This window comes from Xanthomonas sp. NCPPB 2866 (genome assembly GCF_041475745.2).
GTDB lineage: Bacteria > Pseudomonadota > Gammaproteobacteria > Xanthomonadales > Xanthomonadaceae > Xanthomonas > Xanthomonas arboricola.
On record NZ_CM192975.1, the window covers coordinates 2,893,897 to 2,915,019 of the forward strand.

Genomic DNA, 21,123 nt, shown 5'->3' on the forward strand with positions numbered 1-21,123 from the left:
CACGACCCCAATGACCGTTGATACCGACAAGCAGACGCTTGGCTTCCAGACCGAGGTCAAGCAGCTGCTGCAGCTGATGATCCACTCGTTGTACTCGAACAAGGAAATCTTCCTGCGCGAGCTGGTCTCCAATGCCGCCGACGCCGCCGACAAGCTGCGTTTCGAGGCACTGGTGAAGCCGGAGCTGCTGGAAGGCGGCGGCGAGCTGCGCATCCGCGTGGACTACGACAAGGACGCGCGCACCGTCACCATCGACGACAACGGCATCGGCATGAGCCGCGAGGATGCGGTCTCGCATCTGGGCACCATCGCCAAGTCCGGCACCGCCGACTTCCTCAAGCACCTCAGCGGCGACCAAAAGAAGGACGCCAACCTGATCGGCCAGTTCGGCGTGGGCTTCTACAGCGCCTTTATCGTCGCCGACCAGGTCGACGTGTACTCGCGTCGCGCCGGCCTGCCCGCCAACGAGGGCGTGCACTGGTCTTCGCGTGGCGAAGGCGAGTTCGAGGTCGCCAGCGTCGACAAGCCCGAGCGCGGCACCCGCATCGTGCTGCACCTGAAGGACGGCGAAGACAGCTTTGCCGACGGCTGGACGCTGCGCGGCATCCTCAAGAAATACTCCGACCACATCGGCCTGCCGATCGAGATGCGCAAGGAGCACCACGGCGAACAGGCCGACGCGCCCGCCGAGCCGGAGTGGGAAGCGGTCAACCGCGCCAGCGCGCTGTGGACGCGGCCCAAGTCCGAGATCAAGGACGAGGAATACCAGGAGTTCTACAAGCACGTCGCGCATGATGCCGGCAACCCGCTGGCGTGGAGCCACAACAAGGTCGAAGGCAAGCTGGAATACACCTCGCTGCTGTTCGTGCCCGGCCGCGCCCCGTTCGACCTGTATCACCGCGATTCGGCGAAGGGCCTGAAGCTGTACGTGCAGCGCGTTTTCATCATGGACCAGGCCGAGCAGTTCCTGCCGCTGTACCTGCGTTTCATCAAGGGCGTGGTGGATTCGTCCGACCTGTCGCTCAATGTGTCGCGCGAGATCCTGCAGTCCGGCCCGGTGGTCGACTCGATGAAGTCGGCGCTGACCAAGCGCTCGCTGGACATGCTGGAGAAGCTGGCCAAGGACAAGCCGGACGACTATGCAACGTTCTGGCGCAACTTCGGCCAGGCGCTGAAGGAAGGCCCGGCCGAGGATTACGCCAACCGCGAAAAGATCGCCGGCCTGCTGCGCTTCTCCTCCACGCATGACACCACCGGCGCGCAGAGCGTGGGCCTGGCCGATTACGTGGGTCGTCTGGCCGAGGGCCAGGACAAGCTGTACTACCTCACCGGCGAAAGCTACGCGCAGATCAAGGACAGCCCGCACCTGGAAGTCTTCCGCAAGAAAGGCATCGAAGTGCTGCTGCTCACCGACCGCATCGACGAGTGGCTGATGAGCTATCTCACCGAGTTCGACGGCAAGTCGTTCGTGGACGTGGCACGCGGCGACCTGGACCTGGGCAAGCTGGATTCGGAAGAAGACAAGAAGGCGCAGGAAGAAGTCGCCAAATCCAAGGAAGGCCTGGCCTCGCGCATCAAGGCCGCCCTGGGCGACGACGTGGCCGAAGTGCGCGTCTCGCACCGCCTGACCGATTCCCCGGCAATCCTGGCCATCGGCCAGGGCGACTTGGGCCTGCAGATGCGTCAGCTGCTGGAAGCCAGCGGCCAGGCCGTGCCGGAGTCCAAGCCGGTATTCGAATTCAACCCGGCCCACCCGCTGATCGAAAAGCTGGATGCGGAACAGGATATGGACAGGTTTGGCGATTTGAGCCGGGTGCTGTTCGACCAGGCTGCATTGGCAGCGGGCGACAGCCTCAAGGACCCGGCCGGGTATGTGAAGCGGTTGAACAAGTTGTTGTTGGAGTTGTCGGCGTAAGCCTTGCGACACCTTTTGTGACACACCAAGACCGGCGCTTGCGCCGGTCTTTTTTTGCGTCTCTCTTCTGTCGGGCACGCCCGGTGCCTGCGCGCATCGTGCGCGCTACGATCAGGGCGCGGGCAACGTCATCGACGATCTACTGCGACAGCATTCACGCCGACTCCAACACCCAGCATCCGAATGCCGGTCCGGCCGAATAGCCAGTTTCCGGTTCAATACGGATCTGCAGGATGGCGCGGCCGGCGACCGCTGCAGGCAAGGCGTAATCCACGTCGACGAAGTCCAGGCCGCGGTTGCCGTCCAGGCGTTCGTTGGCGATGAGTTCGCCGTCGGCGAGGATGCGGAAGCGGCGGCGGGTTTCGTCGCCCCAGTAGCGTAGGCGCAGGATGCGGGCCTTCACGGTGTTGCGCAGGGTGAAGGCGATGAAGCCGCCGGTGCGGGCGTCGCGGCCGGCACGGCGGCGGTAGCTCAGTGCGTAGGAGCTTTCGCTGTGCAGGCCGTGGGCTTTTTCAGAGGCTTCATCGCCCAGGGCAATGCGGTCCAGTGCGCGCGTGTCCAGCGCCTGTTGTTTCGCGTCTGCTGCGGCCTGTTCGGCTTGATGCTGCTGCCATGCGGCGGCGTCGCGATGCTCCAGGTAGGGCGCGCTGCGGCGATCGAACTGTGCATAGAACGGCGAGAAGCGCCACAGCTGGTCGCCGTGGCGGTAGTCGAACGCGGTCTGGCCTGCCACCGGCTGCAGGCGCTGCAAGACCTCATCGCCGCCGATCAACGCCGGGGTCTTGCCCGACCAGGGTTTTGCGGCAGCGCCCAGGTCGGCCGCCAGCACCAGCGGCCCGCGCAGCACCGAGACCCAGGCCGGGTCGTCCGGCGTGGCTTCCAGGCGCAGCGGCATCTCGAACGACAGCGTGAGCGTGTCGCCCGCCCGCCAGACGCGGGCGATGCGCAGGTAGCCCTCGTTGACGGTGGCATCGACCGGCTGGCCGTTGAGCTGCAGCCTCGGCGACTGCGCCCAGCCAGGCACGCGTAGTGCGAGCATGCGTTGCTCGGCCGGCGCGGCGTCGATGCGTAGGGAGGCGCTGCCCTGCTCCGGCATCGTGCTGCGCAGGGTCATGTCCAGCCCGGCGGCATCGCGCACGCTGGAGGGCACGTAGAGATTGACGTAAACGCCCTGTCCGTCCTGCCAGTAGATGGAATCGCCGAACTGGGCATGCGCCTCCATGCCGCTGCCGACACAGCACCAGAAATCGTCGAACGGCGACGACCAGGCGCGCGCTTCGCCGGCCAGCATCGGTGTCATGTAAGTGAACATGCCGGTGCGCGGATGCTGCTGCGCCAACACGTGGTTGAGCAGCGTGCGCTCGTAGTAATCGAAGAACTCGGCCTGCGGGCCCCATTGGTACAGGTGCCGGGTGAGCTTGAGCATGTTGTAGCTGGCGCAGTGCTCGCAGGTCTGCTCGGTGACAAACTTCGAAATGCTGTCCGGCTGCTGGAAGTACTCGCGGTCGCCATTGCCGCCGATAACGTAGGTGTGGTGGTCGGTGACGGTGTGCCAGAAGAAGCGCGCGGCCGCGCCCGAGGCGGCATCGCCGGTGACCTCGTACTCGCGTGCCAGGCCGATCAGCTTGGGGATGTTGGTATTGGAATGCTGGTGCACCAGTTCGTCGCGCTGGGCGACCAAGGGATCGAGCACGGCGTAATGGTGCAGGCGCTGCGCCAGTGCCAGCCATTGCGCATCGCCGGTCCGCACATGCAGCTCGACGAAGGATTCGTTGAGGCCACCGAATTCGCACGACAGCACCTTCTGCAGCTGCGCGGCGTCGAGCGCGGCGAAGATGCCTTGCAGATAGCCGGCCAGGCCCACCGCCACCTGCAGCGCCTGCGCATTGTCGCAATGCGCGTGCACGTCGAGCAGGCCGGCAAACAACTTGTGCCAGGTGTACAGCGGTGCCCAGCTGCCGTTGAGGTAGAACGGCGCCGGGTCGATCTTGCCGCGCCTGAGTTCATCGAACACCGCGCGCCCGCTTTCGATCTTCCCTGCTGCATTCTTTCGGGTGAAGCCAGCCACATAGCCATCGCCTGCATGCGCCTGGCAGCGTGCCAGCTCTGCGACCAGGTACCCGGCGCGCGTGCGGCATTGCGCATCGCCGGTCTGCGCATGCATCAGTGCCAATGCGCTGAGATAGTGACCGAGCGTATGCCCGGCGATGGTGTCCGCCTCCCAGCCACCGTATGCAGGCGCCTTGGGATCGAGGCCGGCGTACAGCACGAAATTATGCAACAGCCGGTCGGGCTCCAGCCGCATCAGGTAACGACGGTTGGTGTGCAGCGCGTCCAGGAACAACGACGGCGTGAGCCGCACCTGCGCCAGCGGCACTGCGCGGACGCTGCCGGGTTGTGCGGCGCTGGCCTGCGCCGGAAAGCGCAGCAAACCCGCCGCAACCGCCAGGCTGCTCCAGGCCAGAAAACGGCGCCGCGACAGGCTCGGCGCGTGGTCGTTGGGCAACTCGATCGGATACGTCTCGGTCATGGGCTCAGCTTAGCTCCTGTCGGCGCGCACAGACCGCGCGCGCCGTTGCAACAACCGCCTATGCAATCGCGACAACACGCGCGTGCATACGCATGACGCCCACGACCGATGGCATCTGGCCGCACGCCACCGCGACACACCGGCCCGATCAGAACTTCACCGTGGCACGCGCCCAATAGAACCGACCGAGCAGATCGTAGGTGGCCACATCGGTATTGGCGTTACCGACGTTGTTGGAGTAATACAACGGCGGCTGTTTGTTGGCGATATTGTCCACGCCCACTTCGAAGCGCGTGTGCCACGGTTCGACGTTGTAGCCCAGCTGCAGGTTGTTGTAGACGTAGGCGCCGATCTTGCGCACCACCATCGGCTCGCTGGAATCGGCCGACAGGCTCTGGTCCGGATCCGAATTGCCGATGGCGGTGTGCCCCACATAACGGATGCGCCAGGTGGCGCTCCAGTCGTCCAATGCCCAGTTCACCGTGCCCAGCGCACGCCAGCGCGGGAAGTTGCCGTAGGCCTGGGTGTAGCGGCCGACGTTGTGGATGGTGACCGAGCTGGGGTCGGTGGTATCGGGCAGCACGTCGTAACGGGTGAGATAGGTGCCGTTGAGCCCGGCGCTAAGATTGCCCCACGCGGTGGGCGGCGCGCGGTAGGTCAGGTTGAAGTCCATGCCCTTGGCCCACAGCTTGCCCAGGTTGACGGTGGGTTCGGCGATGTAATTGATGGTGCCGTTGCCGTTGCGATGGATCAACGCGCAGAAGGAGCTGGCCGGGTTGGCGAAGCATTGATTGAGCACGGTCTGCGCCGACACCGTGGTGATGGTGTCTTCCAGATCGATGCGCCACCAGTCCGCGCTCAGCGACAGCCCATCGATCCACTGCGGGTCGTACACCAGTCCCACGTCGTAGGACTTGCCGGTTTCCGGCTTGAGCTGGTACCCGGCCACTGCTGCGCCGGACACCTTGCCCGACACCTGGCCATCGGATTGCTGGTAGCTGCCGTCGGTGGGCACATTGGCGCAGGCCACACTATTGCCACCGGTGTAGCCATTGCACGGGTCGTTGACGGTGGCCGCATCGCCGGCCACGCCGGCGTACAGCTCGTTGATGTTGGGCGCGCGGAACACCTCCGACACCGTGCCGCGGATCAGCAGGTTCTCGATCGGGCGATATTCAAGCGAGATCTTGCTGTTGGTCTTGCTGCCGACCGAGCTGAAGTCGGAAAAGCGCGTGCCCAGCGTGATGTTCAAGGCGTTGATGCCGGGCAGATCCTTCAGCAGCGGAAACAACGCTTCGGCATAGGCCTCCTTGACGTCGAAACTGCCGGCCAACGTGGACGAACAGAATTCGATCACCCCGCACAGGCCGTCTTCATCGCCGGTCCATAGCGGGTCGGAGGCGGTGGTCGAACGCTCCTTGCGATAGGAGACACCGGTCGCCAGGCTGACCGTGCCGGCCGGCAGTTCGAACAGCGAACCGTTGGCATTGGCCTCGAATTGCTTGACCGTGTAGACGCTGGTCACGATGGGGTTGACCACCATGCCCTGCAGCGCGGACAGGTTGGCGCTGTCATTGAGGTTGAAGAAGTTCAGCGGTGTGCAGCCGGCGATCGCCGCGCCCGCGCTGCCGCACTTGACCACGCCATCGCCGTCCAGGAACGAGGGGCCGATGGCCTGATTGAACGCGGCATAGTCGAGAAAGCCGTTATTGATCGACTTCTGTTTGACCTTGCCGTAGTTGAAGGTGGCATCCCACTGCCAGGAACTGTCGCCGAAGCGGCCGCGCAAGCCGGGGCTGATCTGGAAGTTGTAGGTGTTGTATTGATAGCTGCGATTGCCCAGCACGGTGGCGCGCGTGTTGAGGTCGTTGTACGAGGTGCCGGTGCTGCGATCGGTGCCGAAGTTCACGCCGAACGGGTTGTAGTAACTCTGCGACGACACCAGGATGTTGTCACCGTTGGCGAAGATCGGGATCGGCGCAATGATCGAGGCGGATTCGGTTTTACTGAACCAGGTGTTGACGTAGCCCTCGACGTTGTCAGTGAAGCGATAGGTGCCCAGCAAAAACGCATTGGTGCGCTTCTGCGGGGTCTGCAACAGGTTGAACGGCTGGTAGTTGTAGGAGTCGGCGCTGGCGTTGTAACAGTGGAAATCGCCCGCGCCGGCGCGACCGCTCACGCCGCTGTTGAGGGTGACGCGCCCGCAGCCGTTGGCTTGCGCAAGCTGCGTGGACTGACCCGAGCCATCGTTGAAATTCACGGTGCCGGTGGGCGTTGCGGACGAACCCTGCTTCACCGGTTGCCCGTTGGTCAACGCAAGCGCGTCCCTGGAATAGTCGCGCGCCGCTGCCGAGACCGGATCGATGTTGTGGTACGACAGGCCGCCGATCAGGCTGCCACGCTCCCAGGTCTTGCCGGTGGTCAGGGTGAAGTTGCGCCGGTTGCCGTCGCCTTCGCTGCTGGTGCCAAAGTCGCTGCTGAACTGCACGCCATCGAACTGGCTGCGCAGGATGAAATTGACCACGCCGCCGATGGCATCGGAGCCATACACCGCGGAGGCACCGTCGCTAAGCACTTCGATGCGCTCGATCATGCTGGACGGAATGGCGTTGACGTCGTTGTAGGCCAGTCGAATACCGTTGACCAGCACCAAGGTGCGCTTGTCGCCCAAACCGCGCAGCGAAATGGCCGAGGCACCGGTGCCGCCGCCGTTGTTGGTATACGGATTGGTGGCGTTGCCGGCGATCGACGGCAGCTCCTGCAGCAGATCGCCCACCGTGGCCTTGCCGGTCGCGGCGATCTGTTCCTGGCTGACCGTGACCACCGGGTTGGCGGTTTCGGTATCCACGCGGCGCAGACGCGAGCCGGTGACGACCACGCTGTCCAGCGTTTGCGGCGCATCACCGCTGCTGCCGGCCTGCTGCGCAGACACCGGTGCGCTGACGCCTGCAGACAGCGCCAGCAGCAACGCGGCGCTGAGCATGCTCGGCACCGGGCGCGTGGGCGTGCCGGAGGTCCGGGAGAAAGGCAACAGCGGCATCGGCATGCAAGGCTCCTGATTCGTATGGCGGACAAACGATGGGCAACACACACCCGTGCCGGCAGACGCCAGCGCAGGGCAAGATGGATGGCAGACGCGCACGCAGCGAAACTTCTCGCCAGCGCTGTGCTGCAGACATGCAGACAACCTGCGACGCGCACGACCACACAGGGTCACGCAGCAGCGCGTGTTGTCAAAAAGGGTGTCGGTTCCGCACCGGAGGCGCCCATGCGCTCCAGTTTCATCAGCTGGTCACAATGTGCCTGTGCGCACGCGCCACGTCTTGTCGCATTTGACGACAGCGCATGCGGAAAACTGCATGGTTCGCAAATGAACCAGCCTGCCTTGACGTTGCACTCTGCAGCAACGTCTGCAGCTGGACACCACGCCTAAGGCGATGGACGGGACACCCGAGGCGATGTATCGCCTGCAACCATGTGCGATGACAGTCGATCTAAAAGATGACAGTCGATCTAGAAATCGAGCACTGCGCATGCATGCAGCAGCGCGGTGACGGCAATCAGCATGCACTGCCCTGCCCGCCATGTTTCAGCGGCCGTGGTCTAGGCACTGCAGTCAAACGGTCGGCCGGCAGACCGGCCTCACGGATCACGGCGCCTGCGTCGTCGCAGCCTGGTCGTGGTTCCAGTCCGGCGTTGGCGCTTGCTGCATCCAGCGCAGGAAGAAATCCAGCAGGCGGCGCTTGCCGTAGTCGCCACCGGCGCCGTGATCGCCGCCGGGCACCACCAGCAGGTCGAAATCCTTGCCCGCCTTGATCAGCCGATCGGCCACCTGCAAGGTGCTGGCCGGATCGACATTCATGTCCATGTCGCCGGTGACCAGCAGCAGGTGTCCTTGCAGGCGCGCGGCGTTTTCCACGTTCGACGATTCGGCGTACCACGGCCCGACCGGCCAGCCCATCCATTGCTCGTTCCACCAGATCTTGTCCATGCGGTTGTCGTGGCAACCGGAATTGGCCACGCCTGCCACATAGAATTCCGGATGGAACAGCAGCGCACCCAAGGCGTTCTGGCCACCGGCCGAGGTGCCGTACACACCGACGCCGCCGTCGGTGGCGTACCACGGGTACCGTGCGGCAGCGGCCTTGTGCCAGGCGATGCGATCCGGCAGGCCCGCATCCTTGAGGTTGCGCCAGGCCACATCGTGGAAGGCGCGCGAGCGATTGTTGGTGCCCATGCCATCGATCTGCGCGACCGCAAATCCCAGTGCGGTCAGCGCTGACATGCGGGTGGTGAACGTCTTGGGCACGAAGGACCCCTGCGGCCCTGCGTAGATGTATTCGATCACTCGGTAACGCTGCTGTGGCTGCATCTGCATTGGGCGCTGGATCACGCCCCAGATCTCGGTCTTGCCATCGCGGCCGGTGGTGTGGAACGGCAACGGTGGCTGCCAGCCGGCGGCCTGCAGACGGCTCAGGTCGGTGCGCTCTACCGTGCGTGCCAGGCTGCCGTCGGCGCTGCGCCGCAGCTCCAGCACCGGGCCCAGGTCCACGCGCGAGTACAGATCCAGATACCATTTGCCGTCCGGCGAATAACTCACCTGGTGATCGGCGGCCGCCGGCGTCAATGCAGTGAGCCCGGTGCCGTCCAGACCGATGCGATAGGCATGGCGGTAGTACGGGTCCTCGCCGGGCTGCATGCCGGAGGCGGTGAAATACAGCTGGCCTGCGGCCTCGTCGAGGTAGTCGAGCTTGCGCACCACCCAGTCGCCCTGCGTGACCTGGCGGATCACCGCACCGCTGTGGCCGTCGTACAGATACACGTGCTCCCAGCCATCGCGCTCGGAGGCCCACAGGATCTGCGCGCCGTCGGCCAGATCGCGCCGCGCATGCTTGCCGCCGTCCTCGTGCGTTCCGCTGAGTTCGGAGTATTCGATGAAGGTGGGCGAGGTCTCTTCGATCAGGGTGCGCGCGTCAGCCGTGCGTGCGTCAACTTCAATCACCCGATACAGCTGGTGCCCGCGCGCGTTGTATTCGAAGGTGAGCGCGCGGCTGTCCTTCCACCAGACCATCTCGCTCAGGCTGAAGGCATTGGGCAGCAACGTCATCGCCACCGGATGCGCGGCGCGCGTGGCGATGTCGAACAACACCGGCTGCATCACCGGCAAGGCATCGCCGGGCTTGGGATAGACCTGCTGGTGCAACTTCGGCTGCAGCTGATCGGCCGGCGCCGATTCGATGTAATAGACCATGCGCGGCGGCGGCGCCTTGACCCGATACGCAGCCAGATGCTGCGAGTCCGGCGACCACACCACGCTGTCGAGTGCGTAGTAATCGTCGGCACTGCCATCGCGGCTGAGCACGCTGCGCTCGCCACCACCGACCGGCGCGATCACCAGATTGGCCTGCTCCACCCAGGCGCGCCAGCGGCCATCCGGCGATAGCTTGGCCTGCCGCTCGCCCTGCTTGAGCGGCAGGCGCATGTCCATCGACTCGGCCTGCACGTCGCGTTCGGGCACGTGCGCGCAGCGATAGCGGGCCAGATCGCACTGCCAGCCCAGCTTCGCCAGCTGAAAGCCCAGGCGCTGCCGGTCCAGGGTGGGTTCCTCCAGCTGCAGTTGCGTGGCGTCGATGGCTTGCGCACCGGCCTGCGTCAGTGCCGCCGCCAGCCGCGCATGATCGAAGGCCAGCGTGTTGCGACCGCTGGCCGCATCCACCAGGCGGTACTCGATGGCCGGCGCCTGATCGGCACGTACCACGCCACGCCGATACACGAAATGCCCTGCATCGATCCATACCGGCGCCGTCGGTTGCCTGTCGACCAGCGACGCATAGTGATCGGCCAGACCGATCGCCTGCGCATACTGCGCCGGTGTGGGCGTGGGCACGGGCGTGGTTGCTACGGATGCAGCCGCTGTGCTTGCCGAGAGCGTCCAGAGTGCGATGCTCAGGCACCATACTGCAACGCTACGCTGCCTGGAGGTCTGGGTGTGATGCAGCAGTGGCTTCATGCGTTTATCCGCGGAGATGGTGTGGTCATGGCTGGCACGGTCATCGCACCAATGGGCCATCACCCGTACCAGGCCTGCACCTTCACCGCCGCTGTGCTGGCGGGCAATGCCACACGATCGGCATGCGGGCCCTGCGCACGCGCCGGCTTGCCGTCGACGAGCACGCGGGTGAGCTTCTTACCCTTGGGCGCACGCAGGCTCAGCCAGGTGTGCCTGGGTGACCGTTCCGGCAGTTGCACCTCGGCATCGATGCGGCGTGCCGCCACGTCGGCGCGCAAGGTCAGCGTGAGCTTGCCCCAGCGTGTGGGCGCTGCGGTGATGCCGATCGCGGCGCCACTGCCCAGCCATGCGCGCGGCAGCGCACGCGCAAGGAACAACTGCTCGCCTGCGCTGTCGTCGCTGACCAGCATCCAGCGCAGCAGCAACGGGATGGTCATCTGCGCAGGGATGCAGAACAGCGGCATGCCACCGGTGATGCCGCTGACCTCGCCGGCGGTCCAGCTGCCGCGGGTATGCACCTGGTAGCGGTGCGCATAGACGAACAACAGATACTCTTCGATGCGATCCAGCCGCAGCAGCTGTTGCGCATAGCCGTAAGAAATGAAGCCGAGCAAATCGCGGCTGCCCGGCTCCGGCGGCGCGATGTTGGCCACCACGCCGATGCTGGTGCCGCCATGGCCGCGCAGGCAATCGATCACCAGGTTGGCCAGGTCGTCGGGCAGCACATCGGCCTGCAGCAATTCCGCATACGCGCGGTGCGGCCATTGCTGCTCGCTGGGCTTTTCCTGCAGCAGCGATTGGCGAAACGTCAGTTTGGTGCCCGGCAACGGGCCGATATACGGCGGCGACAGCTCGCGGCGCACGTTGGCACGCAGACTGGCCTCCAGCCGTGCGCGCAACTGCCTGGCGCGATGCTGCCATTGCGTGGCCAGACCGGCATCGCCACCGAGCGTGCTCCAGACCTGGGCGATGTCTTCCCAGCCGCGTATCGTCAGCGCGCTGTTGGCGTAGTACGGTTTCCACCACAGCGACGGGTCGGGGAACAGGCAGGCATCGGATTCGTTCCAGCCGTGCAGCAGGCCATGGCCATGCGCGTTGTGCGGTAATGCCAGCGCCTGGTCGTGCAGCTCGCACAGCAGCTGCGCGGTGGCGGCGATCTTGGGCAGCAGGCGGCGCAGCCGCGCCGCATCGCCGGTGTAGCGTAGATAGCGCGCCAGCAGCGACAGGGTCAGCCCGAACTGCCCGACCTCCGGCCCGCGCATGTTCGGCAGGCCATCGTCCTGCACGAAGTCGTCGAAGTAGTTGTCCAGTACCGCAGCGGCCTGCGCGAAGCGGCCCCATTCCAGGTTGGCGTAGAACGAGCTGGTAAAGGTGTCCTGGAAACCGTCGTACTCGTTGCCGTAGTAGTCGCGTTCCACCGCGCCGTACTTCGGATAATCGCCACCGGGCCGCACCACCAGCTCGCGCGCGAACGCGAACTGCGCCATGTCGTTCCAGCTGGCATCGGGCAGCTGCGCCTGCACCGTGCCGTCCAGGGCCTGCTGCCAGTACGCGGCGAAATCGATCAACCCCGCGTAGAACTGCTCGGCGGTGGCCGGCTTGCGCGACGGTGCAAACGCGGGATAGCTGTGGGTGTAGTGCACGCCGACGATCTCGCCGCCGCGTACGTGCATCGTGCGATGCCAGGTCTGCACCACGAAGCGATCACTGGCACCCACATCGGCGAACACCAGCACGTCGTACCAGCTATCGGCCTCGCCCTCGCGCCGCATCACCTTGCGTACCGCCGGCATCCAGCCACCCAGCAGGCCTTCTTCGCGCCGTTTGATCAACGCCTCTTCGCCCAACTCGGCGAAGGCGTGTTCCGGCCGCGAGGTGCGACTGCGGCCGTTGGGCAGGATCGGCATGGTGTCCAGGCTTTCGCGCGTGCCGACGAAGGTGGTCCACGGCCAGCGCCCGCCATTGTCGTTGGGGTCGAGCAACGAGGCCGGCGGCGGCGCGACATCGCGCACCTGCGCCTCGTCCGGGTCGCCATCGCGCAGCAGGCGGTCGGCGAGCAGATCTGCCTCGGCCATCGCCACCTCGGCCAGCGACATCCCGAAGTACGGCTTGCCCTCGGCCGGGTAGGCCGGCTCGGTACGTTTGTCCAGGCGCAGCATGCCGCTGTCGGTCCATAGCGTCAGCTGGCCCTGCGGGTTGTCGAGATGCTCGTAGACGGTCCACTGCTGCTGCAGGTGTTCAAAACTGCACAGCTTGCTGCCCACATGCGCGGCCGATGGCAGCGCCTCAAGACGCGGCAGCGCCGGTGGCGGCAACGGCGCCGGGGTGTGCGACGTGCCCGGCAGCGCGAGCGCGGCACCTGCGCCCACCGCCGCGGTTGCCGCCATGCCCTGACGCAAAAAGCTTCTGCGGTCCATCGTCGCGCCCTCGGTTGATCTCATCCACATCCTGCGCGACGGCGCGGCTTGCGTCTTGTGGCAGCTGTCTGGCACGTATGCGGAAATCCGCACACAAGCAGCTGTTGCTGCGCTGCCATCGCAGCAACGGCGCAGCGCCCAGTTGCCGCCCCCTGCCATTTAGCCACGTGACTTTCTGGCCACGCCGGTATCTGCGGTGGCGGCCACACTGGCTGCACAGACGCAGGCGGCACCGTCGCCAGACCGCAACGCAACCCAAGCCCACCCACAAGGAACGTCATGCAGCCATCCCCATCGCGCATTGCGCACAGTGCCCGCGCCGCAGCGTGGTTTTTCGATGCCGGCAGCGCGTCTGCCAGGCGGCTGAAACGTCCGGCGCATCGCTGGCTGTGGCTGGCCTTGATCGTGCCCTGCATCGCGCAGGCGCAGGTGGATCTATCGCAGGTGGATGCCGAGATGGCCGCCCCACGCACCCAGGTGCTGGTGCTTGGCAGCGTGCATCTGTCGCAGTTGCCCAAGGGCAGCGATATCGGTGCAGCACGCCTGCAACCATTGATGGACCGGCTGGCCGCGTACGCGCCCACCATCATCACCACAGAGGACCTGGCGGGCGAAACCTGCGACCTGATGCGGCGCCATCCTGCCGTCTATCTGCCCGAGGACACCACGACCTATTGCCCTGACACCAGCGAGGCGGCGCGTGCCACCGGGCTGGACGTTCCCACCGCTCTCGGCCAGGTCCGTGCAGCGCTCCGCAGCTTGCCCAGTGCGCCCACACCGGCACAGCGTCGTCACCTGGCTGCGCTGTTTCTGGCCTCGGGCGAGCCACCATCTGCGCTGGTGCAATGGCTGCAGCTTGCGCGAGCCGAACAGCGCAGCGGCGATGGCCTGGATGCGGCGCTGGTCGCGCGACTGCGCAGCATGGAACAGCGCCCCAACGAGAGTTACCAGATCGCCGCACGGTTGGCGGCACGCCTTGGCCTGCAGCGCGTCCATCCGGCCGACGATCACACCGGCGACAACGTGGACGTGGCCGACCCGGCGGCGTACGGCAAGGCGATCCAGGCCGCCTGGGACAAGGCCGCGCCGCGGGCGCGCGCCATGCGTGAGCGCGAGGACCAGCTGGCAAGTCAAGGCAAGTTGCTGGAGCTCTATCGCGCGATCAACCTGCCGGCCAGCCAGCAGCTGGCCATCGCGGTGGATTTTCGCGCCGCACTGAGCGAGGGCTCGCCGCAGCGCTACGGCTATCGCTATGTATCCGGCTGGGAGATCCGCAACCTGCGCATGGTGTCCAATGTACGCGCCAGCTTTGCCGACCAACCCGGTGCGAAGGTTCTGGCAGTGGTCGGTGCCATGCACAAGCCCTGGTTCGACAACTGGTTGGGACAGCTGCAGGGCGTGGATATCGTGGATGCGGCGCAGGTGTTGGGCAGTGACGGGCCGTGAGTACAACGCCGTCAGCATGACGCTCCAGGCCAAACGCGAGTCAGTCGAAAGCGCGGTGCCCTCGCCGCTCGCCGGACACGCCCGTGAACCCGCCCGTGGGGGCTCGGTGGCGGCATTGATGCCGCCGCACGGTCCCGCAATCGGCAAGGACATCGCACCCGGGAGCTACGCTAGCGTTGTGAAAAGCGGTCCATCTCGTGGATTCCATCGGCTTGCTGATTTGGGCCGCAACCACATGAACGTTAGCGAATCAGAAGCGCGTCATGCACTGCTTGCACACTGCAAACCGACACTCTCGACTGGCCGTTGGCTGCCCACCGTCGCGGGACCTTACGCGGCATGGATGCCGCGTAAGAGCCTACACGGACGTACTTGCGGCGTGTCCTGCGATGGTGGGCGGGCAACGGCCCTGCGGCCAGCTATCAGACCAACTGCTCCACGCTTGCGCTCTATCCGCACTGCCCTAAAAACCCGCAGCCAAGACAAGCGCACTATCGAGTCGTCTATCGATACTGGCATAAGCAGCAGCCATCAATTCGCTGACTCCACAAAATGCAGAACGTAAATCCGGTTTCAGGTGCAGCCAGATGCGGCATCACGGCGAAGGCCGCGCACCTAATGCACTAGATCGACAACCGGCCTTCGTCAATCCAGGCTCTCAGCTCAGCACATCCAGCAAGCTACCCAGCATCTCGTCGGAGCGCCGCAGCGCAGTGGCGTTGGCCTGGAAGTCGTTGCGTGCCGAGAGGCCTTCGACCAGATCGGTGGCCGGTGCCGATGGATCGGCGTTGGCGTCGACCACGCTGGCTGCCACTCCACCATTGAGCTGCGTGCTGGCTGCAACGGCCTGACGCGGACTGCCGTCCACCGGCTGACGCGCCACATTGCTGGCGGCCACCTGCTGGCGCAGTGCGGCGACCTGCATTCCGGAACTGGCGATGCTACTGATGCTCATGATGGCTCCGGTGCAGAACAGAGAAATAACCAATGACGTTTGTTTACCAACCAATCAACACAATCGTTGCCGGCAGTCGCGCCGCACTGCTGTTGTTCTTACGCCCACCGAGGCGCGTGGCGAGCGTGTCTCGCGAGGTGGAATCAGCTAACAGGCCCGCAATGACGTGTCTACCCACCGATTCCGATCACGCCCACCCCACGGCTACGCAGTCGCCTCACGCAGGCTCAATAGGTGCCTACCCGCACACGCAACACCACAGGCACCTCGCCCGCCGCATCCACCCGTCCGAAGTTGAGCCCGTAGTCAGTCTGGTCGCCGTTGAGCTGTCTTTCGACCTGCCAGCGCCCGTTCACGTAGCGCCCCTGCTCCACCCGCAACAGTTGTCCATGACGGGTATCGGCCGCCTCGCGGAAAAATTCAATCCGCGCGGCCATGCCGGTGACCAGGAACTCCTCCGGACCCAACTGCGCCACCAGCAGCCGGCCGGCGTGGTCGTCGTTGCCGGGCAGGATCGCCGGCGCATCGCCCCACATCGGCGCACCGAACGACACCTTGGCCTGCCAATCGCCGAAGCGCAGCGTGCGTTGCGGCGCGCCGGGCTGTTCGGCCACCGCCTGCAGCCGGCCGTCGAAGGCGGCCTGGGCGATCACGCGCTGCAGCGGGGCCAGCAGCTTGAAGTTGGCGGAGTGTGCAGCGATCGCGTCGCGGTTGGCCTGGCTGTCCTGGTTGCCATCCATGCCGAACACCGAAAAGCCGATCCCGCCCTGCCCCAGCACATGGAACAGATACGGCGCGGTGGCCGCCTCGAAGCCGGTCTCCGAAACCCAGGCCGGGTTATCCGGCCGCGCGTACTGGCCGATGACCTTGGTGTACTCGTTGTAGTCGTTGGTGTAGATATCGGTGCCGATGAAGTCGATCGACGGCGTGGCCGCGCGCCACAGCGCGAACACATTCACCGTCGCACCGCCGGACGGATAATCCATGCCCGGGTAACGCTTGCCCTTGTAGCGCAGCCAGGTGTTGACGTAGAGCGGCAGCGGATAAGCGTGCTTGCCGGCCGCGGCCACCTGTTCGATATACGCCGCCGTCGCATGCGCATTGAAGGCTTCGGCCGCTTCGGCACCGAACAGCTGCTGCCAGCTGCCCTGCGGTTTGCCCAGTTTTAGCGCGATCGCGCCGGGCACCGGTTGCGCGAACGCCGCCTCGCCGGCCGGGCCATGGTCGCGCACCGTGCCGATCGCGCCGGGCTCGTTTTCCACCTGTACCAGGATCACCGTGTGGCGGTCGCCATCGACCTTGCGCAGGTGCTGCATCAATGCGGTGAACGCACGCACATCGGCCTGCACGTTGGCGGCCACATGCGGCGACAGCACATCCACCGGCTCGCCATTGGCATCGCGCATGCGCGGGTAGGTGGCGTCGTCGCGCTTGATCCACTCCGGCACGTAATGCATCTGGCCGTTCTTCCAGCTGCCGAACCACAGCAGGGCCACGCGCAGGCCGCGCTTGCGCGCGCCGGCAATCAAGGCATCCACGTTGGTGGTATCGAAGCGCCCGGGCGCCGACTCGAACTGCTCCCAGTACACCGGCGCTTCCACCGTGTTGGCGTGCAGCGCGACCACCTCGTCCAGCGCCTTGGGCAGCACCGCCGGCCAGGCGCTGGAATTGTGCAGCTGCGCGGCCAGCACGGTGTATGGCGCGCCATCGACGAACAGCGCATGGCGGCCATTCTGGGTAACGAAGCGCGGCAGTTCTTCCGCGCTGGCCAGCAGCGGCACGCAACCGGCCAACATCGCCAGCGACCACAGCAGGGCTGCGATGCGGCCGCGCGGCCGCGGCATCTTCAGGACAAGCAAACGCATCATCGCGCCTCCGACGGTAGTGAATTCCAATGCGGCGTGGGTTCGTCGCGCAGATGGCGCACGAAGAAGTCGTACTGGCGACGCTGCACATAGTCGATCGGCCCGCTGGAGCGGCCTACCGAATGCTCGCCACCAGGCACGTTGAGCAGCTCGAAGTCCTTGCCGGCCTTGATCAGCGCATCGACCACCTGCGCGGTGGAGGCCGGGTCCACATTGCTGTCCTGCTCGCCGACGATCAGCAGCAGATCGCCCTGCAACTTGGCCGCATTGACCACGCCCGAGGCCTGCGCATAACCGGCATCCACCGGCCAGCCCATCCACTGCTCGTTCCAGCTGATCTTGTCCATGCGGTTGTCGTAGCAACCGGCGAACGCCACGCCCACCTTGTAGAAGTCCGGATGGCGTTCGAGCGCACCCAGCGTGCTCTGCCCACCGGCCGAGGCGCCATAGATGCCGACCCGGCCGATGTCGTAGGAAGGGTCCCTGGCCGCCAACGCACGGTGCCAGGCAATGCGATCGGCAAAGCCGGAATCGCCCAGGTTCTTCCACGCCACATCATGAAAGGCCTTGGAGCGGTTGGCGGTACCCATGCCGTCGATCATCACCACGATAAAGCCCAGATCCGCCTGCGCCTGCATGCCGATCTGCTTGTCGCCACCGGAGTGATAGCCGAACGGCCAGAACGTCTTGGGCACAAAGGAATCGTGCGGGCCGGCGTAGATGTTCTCGATCACCGGATACTTCTTGTGCGGGTCGTAATCGCGCGGGCGCACCACCATGCCCCAGATGTCGGTGCGGCCATCGCGGCCCTTGGCCACGAAGGTCTCCGGCGCGCGCCAGCCGGCGGCCAGCAATTTGTCGATCTTGCCCTGTTCCACCTGCTGCAGCAGCCGGCCATCGATGGCGTGCAGCTCCATCACCGGCGGCAGATCCGGGCGCGAGTAGACATCGACGTAATGCCGGCCGTCGTCTGCGATCGCCACATCGTGATCGGCATCGCTGTGGGTCAGCCGGGTCAACCGGCGGCCGTCGAAATCCACGCTGTACAACTGCCGGTAGTACGGGTCCTTGCCCGCATCCATGCCGCTGGCGGTGAACCAGATGCGCCGCTGCGCGTCGTCCACGCGCAGCACATCGCGCACGATCCACGGCCCGTGCGTGAGCTGCCGCTTGAACCTGCCGCTGCGGCCATCGACCAGGTACAGGTGCCGCCAGCCGTCGCGCTCGGAGATCCACAGCAAATCATCGCCGCGCCCATCCACGTCATGGCGGAAACTGCGGTCGGCGTAGACGAAGGTGCGCGCATCTTCGTCGACCGCCACGTGCGCGCGACCGCTCTGCGCATCCACTGCGATCACTCGCATGCGCTGAAAGCCGCGCTGCACGTAGTCGAAACTCACGCTGCGGCCATCGCTGCGCCACTGCAGCGGCGACAGCGCATACGGATTGGCGAACAAGGCGGTGTCCACCTCGCGGCGCCTGCCATCCACGGCGAACAGCACCGGCCGCTCCACATCCACCGCATCGCCGGGCTTGGGATACAACTGGGTGTGGACGACCGGCTGACCACCGCCCGCAGGCGCCGCTTCCACGCGGGTGACGCGGCGGGCCAACCCGGGACGCACGCGATACACCGCCAACCTCTGCGAGTCCGGCGACCAGGCGATGCTTTCCGGGTCGAAGTAATCGTCTGCGCGGCCATCGTCGCTGAGCCGGGTCAGCTGGCCATCGGCAACACGACGCAGCAGCAGGTTCCAGCCATCGGCGAGCGCTTCCCAGCGGCCATCGGGCGAACGGCGCGGCGTGGTGTCGGCTGGCACCGCAGGGTCGCGCACTACACCGAAGCCGCGTGGACGCTGCTGCGCAGCGGCGTCATCGCGGACGCAGCGGTCGTCCGTCAGGCTGCAACGCCAGGGCGCTTCGCCAAGCGCGAAGCGGATCGCCCCGTCGCTGCGCTCGCCGTCCGGCGCATAGGCAAAGCGCTCGAACGGCAACTGCAACGCGGTGTAGGGTGTGCCGGTCGCTGCACTCAATGCCTGCGCCACGCGCAGCTGGTCGAACGCCGGCGTTTTCTGCAGCGTGGCGACATCCATACGGACGAAGGCGAATCCGCCCGGCACCGTCTTGCGGTAATAGAACGTGCCGTTGTCCTGCCATTGCGCCGGCCAGGCCACGTTCTCGGTCAGCGTGCTCCAGTGCGCGCGCAAGCCCAGCGCGCGTTGGTAGTCGGCCACGCTGGGCGCGGCCTGTGCCGCCGTCGACAGCAACACGATGCACGCAGCCACTCCATTCAAGCAGCTACGCAACCAGCGCGAGGCACCCGCGCCGTGGCGCAGCTCACTCGCCATCGTCCTCCTCCAGCGCCAGCTCATCGCCGCGCAAGCCGCTGCGCGCGCCCCAGTGATAGATGAAGAATGCAATCACCGCCACGCTCAAGGTGTCGAACGGATGCGCGATCCAGCCGTGACCGCCGAACGTGCCGGCCCAGGACACTGCCATCACCAGCACGAAGAACACGATCAACCACAGCGATGCGCGCACCTGGCGCAGCAGGCGTGCCCTGCCCTGGCGCGATGGCAGGCGATACAGCACATACAGCACGAACGCGACCACCTGCAGGCCCAGCAACCACGACAAGGTGGGCCAGGTCGACCAGTAGACGATCAAGGCGGCGACGATGAACGACAGCGGCCCCAGCACGGCAAGGCCACGGACGCGGAACGGCCGCGGCAAGTCCGGCGCACTGCGGCGTAATGCGGCTACGGTGACCGGTGCCACTGCGTAGCTCAGCACCAGGGCGGCCGACACCACGCCGATCAGGGTCTCCCACGAGGGGAACGGCAGCGTCCAGAAGATCGACAAGCCCAGGCTCAACCACAATGCCGAACGCGGAATGCCCGATTGCGGATCCACCCGCGTCAGCACCGGCAAGAACCCGCCGCTGCGCGCCCAGCCGTACACCACGCGCGGGGTGGCATTCATGTAGATGTTGCCGGTGCCGCTGGGCGAGACCATCGCATCGCAGATCACCAGCGCAGCCAGCCACGCCATCCCCAACGCCAGCGCGATGTCGTGGTACGGCAGCGCAAACACCTTGTCGATGCCGCTCCAGCCCGGTGCCAGTTGCGTGGCGGGAATGCTGCCCAGAAACGCCAGCTGCAGCAGCACGTAGATCACCGTGGACAAGGCCACCGACAGGATCAGGGCGATCGGGATATTGCGCTGCGGGTCGCGCACCTCGCTGGCCACCGACACGATCGGGGTCAGGCCCAGATAGGCAAAGATGATGCCGCCGGCGGAGATCGCCGCCTCTACCCCGGCCATACCAGAGGGCGCAAACCCGTGCACGCTCAGGTTGCCCGGGTTGAAGTGCTTCATCAGTAGCACGATCACCAGGATCGGCACCAGGAACTTGAAGATGCTGACGATGTTGTTGGCCAACGCGAAGGTCTTGACGCTGAAATAGTTGAGCAGGAAGAACAGCACCAGCAAGGCCAGTTGCACCAGCCAGCCCCACACGCTGGGATGGCTGCCGCCGGGTTGGTTGAGCAGCGGGAACCATGCCGCCGCATACTGGCGCGCCGCTTCCACCTCGATCGCGATCAGGCTGGAAAACGCGATCAGGGTGATGAAGCCGGTCAACGAGCCCAGCAAGGCGCCATGCGAATACTCCGGGTAGCGCACCACGCCACCGGCGCGTGGCAGCGCGGCGCCGAGTTCGCAATACACCAGGCCGAGCAGCAACACCGCGATGCCGCCGAGGATCCACGACAGGATGCCGGCCGGCCCGGCAATGGCAGAGACATGGCTGGCCGAGAACAACCAGCCCGAGCCGAAGATCGAACCCAGCCCGATAAAGGTCAGGTCGGTCAGGCTGAGTCGCTTGTGGAACTTGCCTTGCGTGGTCGCACCGTGTGTGGTCATTGGTCGCCCCGAAGCGTGAATAGCGCGGTTGGTGTTGCGAGGAACGTCGGCTGGTGATGTT

At 65.6% G+C, this 21,123-nt stretch carries 10 protein-coding genes; 2 read left to right on the forward strand and 8 right to left on the reverse strand.

What is annotated here, in order from left to right; genetic code table 11:
* The first annotated feature begins 10 nt into the window (after positions 1-10).
* Positions 11-1,915 (forward strand): molecular chaperone HtpG, encoded by a 1,905-nt coding sequence (htpG, locus tag ACCQ04_RS12370; protein WP_104552592.1) that lies wholly within the window; start codon positions 11-13, stop codon positions 1,913-1,915.
* 154 nt (positions 1,916-2,069) lie between these two features.
* Here htpG and ACCQ04_RS12375 read toward each other — a convergent pair whose 3' ends face one another.
* From ACCQ04_RS12375 to ACCQ04_RS12390, 4 genes are all read right to left on the reverse strand, one after another.
* Positions 2,070-4,445, reverse strand: coding sequence for a glycoside hydrolase family 127 protein (locus ACCQ04_RS12375; RefSeq protein ID WP_226427644.1), 2,376 nt, complete (start codon positions 4,443-4,445; stop codon positions 2,070-2,072).
* Between the two features lie 148 nt (positions 4,446-4,593).
* Positions 4,594-7,491, reverse strand: a complete 2,898-nt coding sequence (locus ACCQ04_RS12380) for a TonB-dependent receptor domain-containing protein (protein WP_226427643.1) — start codon at positions 7,489-7,491, stop codon at positions 4,594-4,596.
* A 603-nt stretch (positions 7,492-8,094) separates the two neighbouring features.
* Positions 8,095-10,455, reverse strand: coding sequence for a S9 family peptidase (locus tag ACCQ04_RS12385; protein ID WP_226427642.1), 2,361 nt, complete (start codon positions 10,453-10,455; stop codon positions 8,095-8,097).
* Between the two features lie 59 nt (positions 10,456-10,514).
* Positions 10,515-12,872 (reverse strand): glucosidase family protein, encoded by a 2,358-nt coding sequence (locus tag ACCQ04_RS12390; RefSeq protein WP_226427641.1) that lies wholly within the window; start codon positions 12,870-12,872, stop codon positions 10,515-10,517.
* Between the two features lie 279 nt (positions 12,873-13,151).
* Here ACCQ04_RS12390 and ACCQ04_RS12395 point away from each other — a divergent pair, with 279 nt between their 5' ends.
* The gene (locus ACCQ04_RS12395) at positions 13,152-14,318 is read left to right on the forward strand and encodes a DUF5694 domain-containing protein (RefSeq protein ID WP_226427640.1); all 1,167 of its coding nucleotides are present in this window, start codon (positions 13,152-13,154) and stop codon (positions 14,316-14,318) included.
* Positions 14,319-14,976: 658 nt separating this feature from the next.
* Here the strand turns inward: ACCQ04_RS12395 and ACCQ04_RS12400 are convergent.
* From ACCQ04_RS12400 to ACCQ04_RS12415, 4 genes are all read right to left on the reverse strand, one after another.
* Positions 14,977-15,273, reverse strand: a complete 297-nt coding sequence (locus ACCQ04_RS12400) for a flagellar basal body rod protein FlgC (protein WP_024940013.1) — start codon at positions 15,271-15,273, stop codon at positions 14,977-14,979.
* A 227-nt stretch (positions 15,274-15,500) separates the two neighbouring features.
* A complete protein-coding gene (locus ACCQ04_RS12405) occupies positions 15,501-17,138 on the reverse strand; it encodes a DUF5597 domain-containing protein (RefSeq protein WP_372358532.1) in 1,638 nt (545 codons plus the stop codon).
* Positions 17,138-19,486: a S9 family peptidase gene (locus ACCQ04_RS12410; protein WP_226427638.1), complete on the reverse strand. Its 2,349-nt coding sequence runs from the start codon at positions 19,484-19,486 to the stop codon at positions 17,138-17,140. The genes ACCQ04_RS12405 and ACCQ04_RS12410 overlap by 1 nt, the downstream gene beginning before the upstream one ends.
* Positions 19,476-21,062, reverse strand: coding sequence for an APC family permease (locus ACCQ04_RS12415; RefSeq protein WP_226427637.1), 1,587 nt, complete (start codon positions 21,060-21,062; stop codon positions 19,476-19,478). Before ACCQ04_RS12415 ends, ACCQ04_RS12410 begins: the two co-directional genes overlap by 11 nt.
* Positions 21,063-21,123 lie beyond the last annotated feature (61 nt).

What these genes read in the sequence shown, in the direction of transcription:
- ACCQ04_RS12380 (WP_226427643.1), bottom strand. Translation starts at nt 7,491, where the DNA reads ATGCCGATGCCGCTGTTGCCTTTCTCCCGGACCTCCGGCACGCCCACG.
- ACCQ04_RS12375 (WP_226427644.1), bottom strand. Translation starts at nt 4,445, where the DNA reads ATGACCGAGACGTATCCGATCGAGTTGCCCAACGACCACGCGCCGAGC.
- ACCQ04_RS12415 (WP_226427637.1), bottom strand. Translation starts at nt 21,062, where the DNA reads ATGACCACACACGGTGCGACCACGCAAGGCAAGTTCCACAAGCGACTC.
- ACCQ04_RS12395 (WP_226427640.1), top strand. Translation starts at nt 13,152, where the DNA reads ATGCAGCCATCCCCATCGCGCATTGCGCACAGTGCCCGCGCCGCAGCG.
- ACCQ04_RS12385 (WP_226427642.1), bottom strand. Translation starts at nt 10,455, where the DNA reads ATGAAGCCACTGCTGCATCACACCCAGACCTCCAGGCAGCGTAGCGTT.
- ACCQ04_RS12400 (WP_024940013.1), bottom strand. Translation starts at nt 15,273, where the DNA reads ATGAGCATCAGTAGCATCGCCAGTTCCGGAATGCAGGTCGCCGCACTG.
- ACCQ04_RS12390 (WP_226427641.1), bottom strand. Translation starts at nt 12,872, where the DNA reads ATGGACCGCAGAAGCTTTTTGCGTCAGGGCATGGCGGCAACCGCGGCG.
- ACCQ04_RS12405 (WP_372358532.1), bottom strand. Translation starts at nt 17,138, where the DNA reads ATGCGTTTGCTTGTCCTGAAGATGCCGCGGCCGCGCGGCCGCATCGCA.
- ACCQ04_RS12410 (WP_226427638.1), bottom strand. Translation starts at nt 19,486, where the DNA reads ATGGCGAGTGAGCTGCGCCACGGCGCGGGTGCCTCGCGCTGGTTGCGT.
- htpG (WP_104552592.1), top strand. Translation starts at nt 11, where the DNA reads ATGACCGTTGATACCGACAAGCAGACGCTTGGCTTCCAGACCGAGGTC.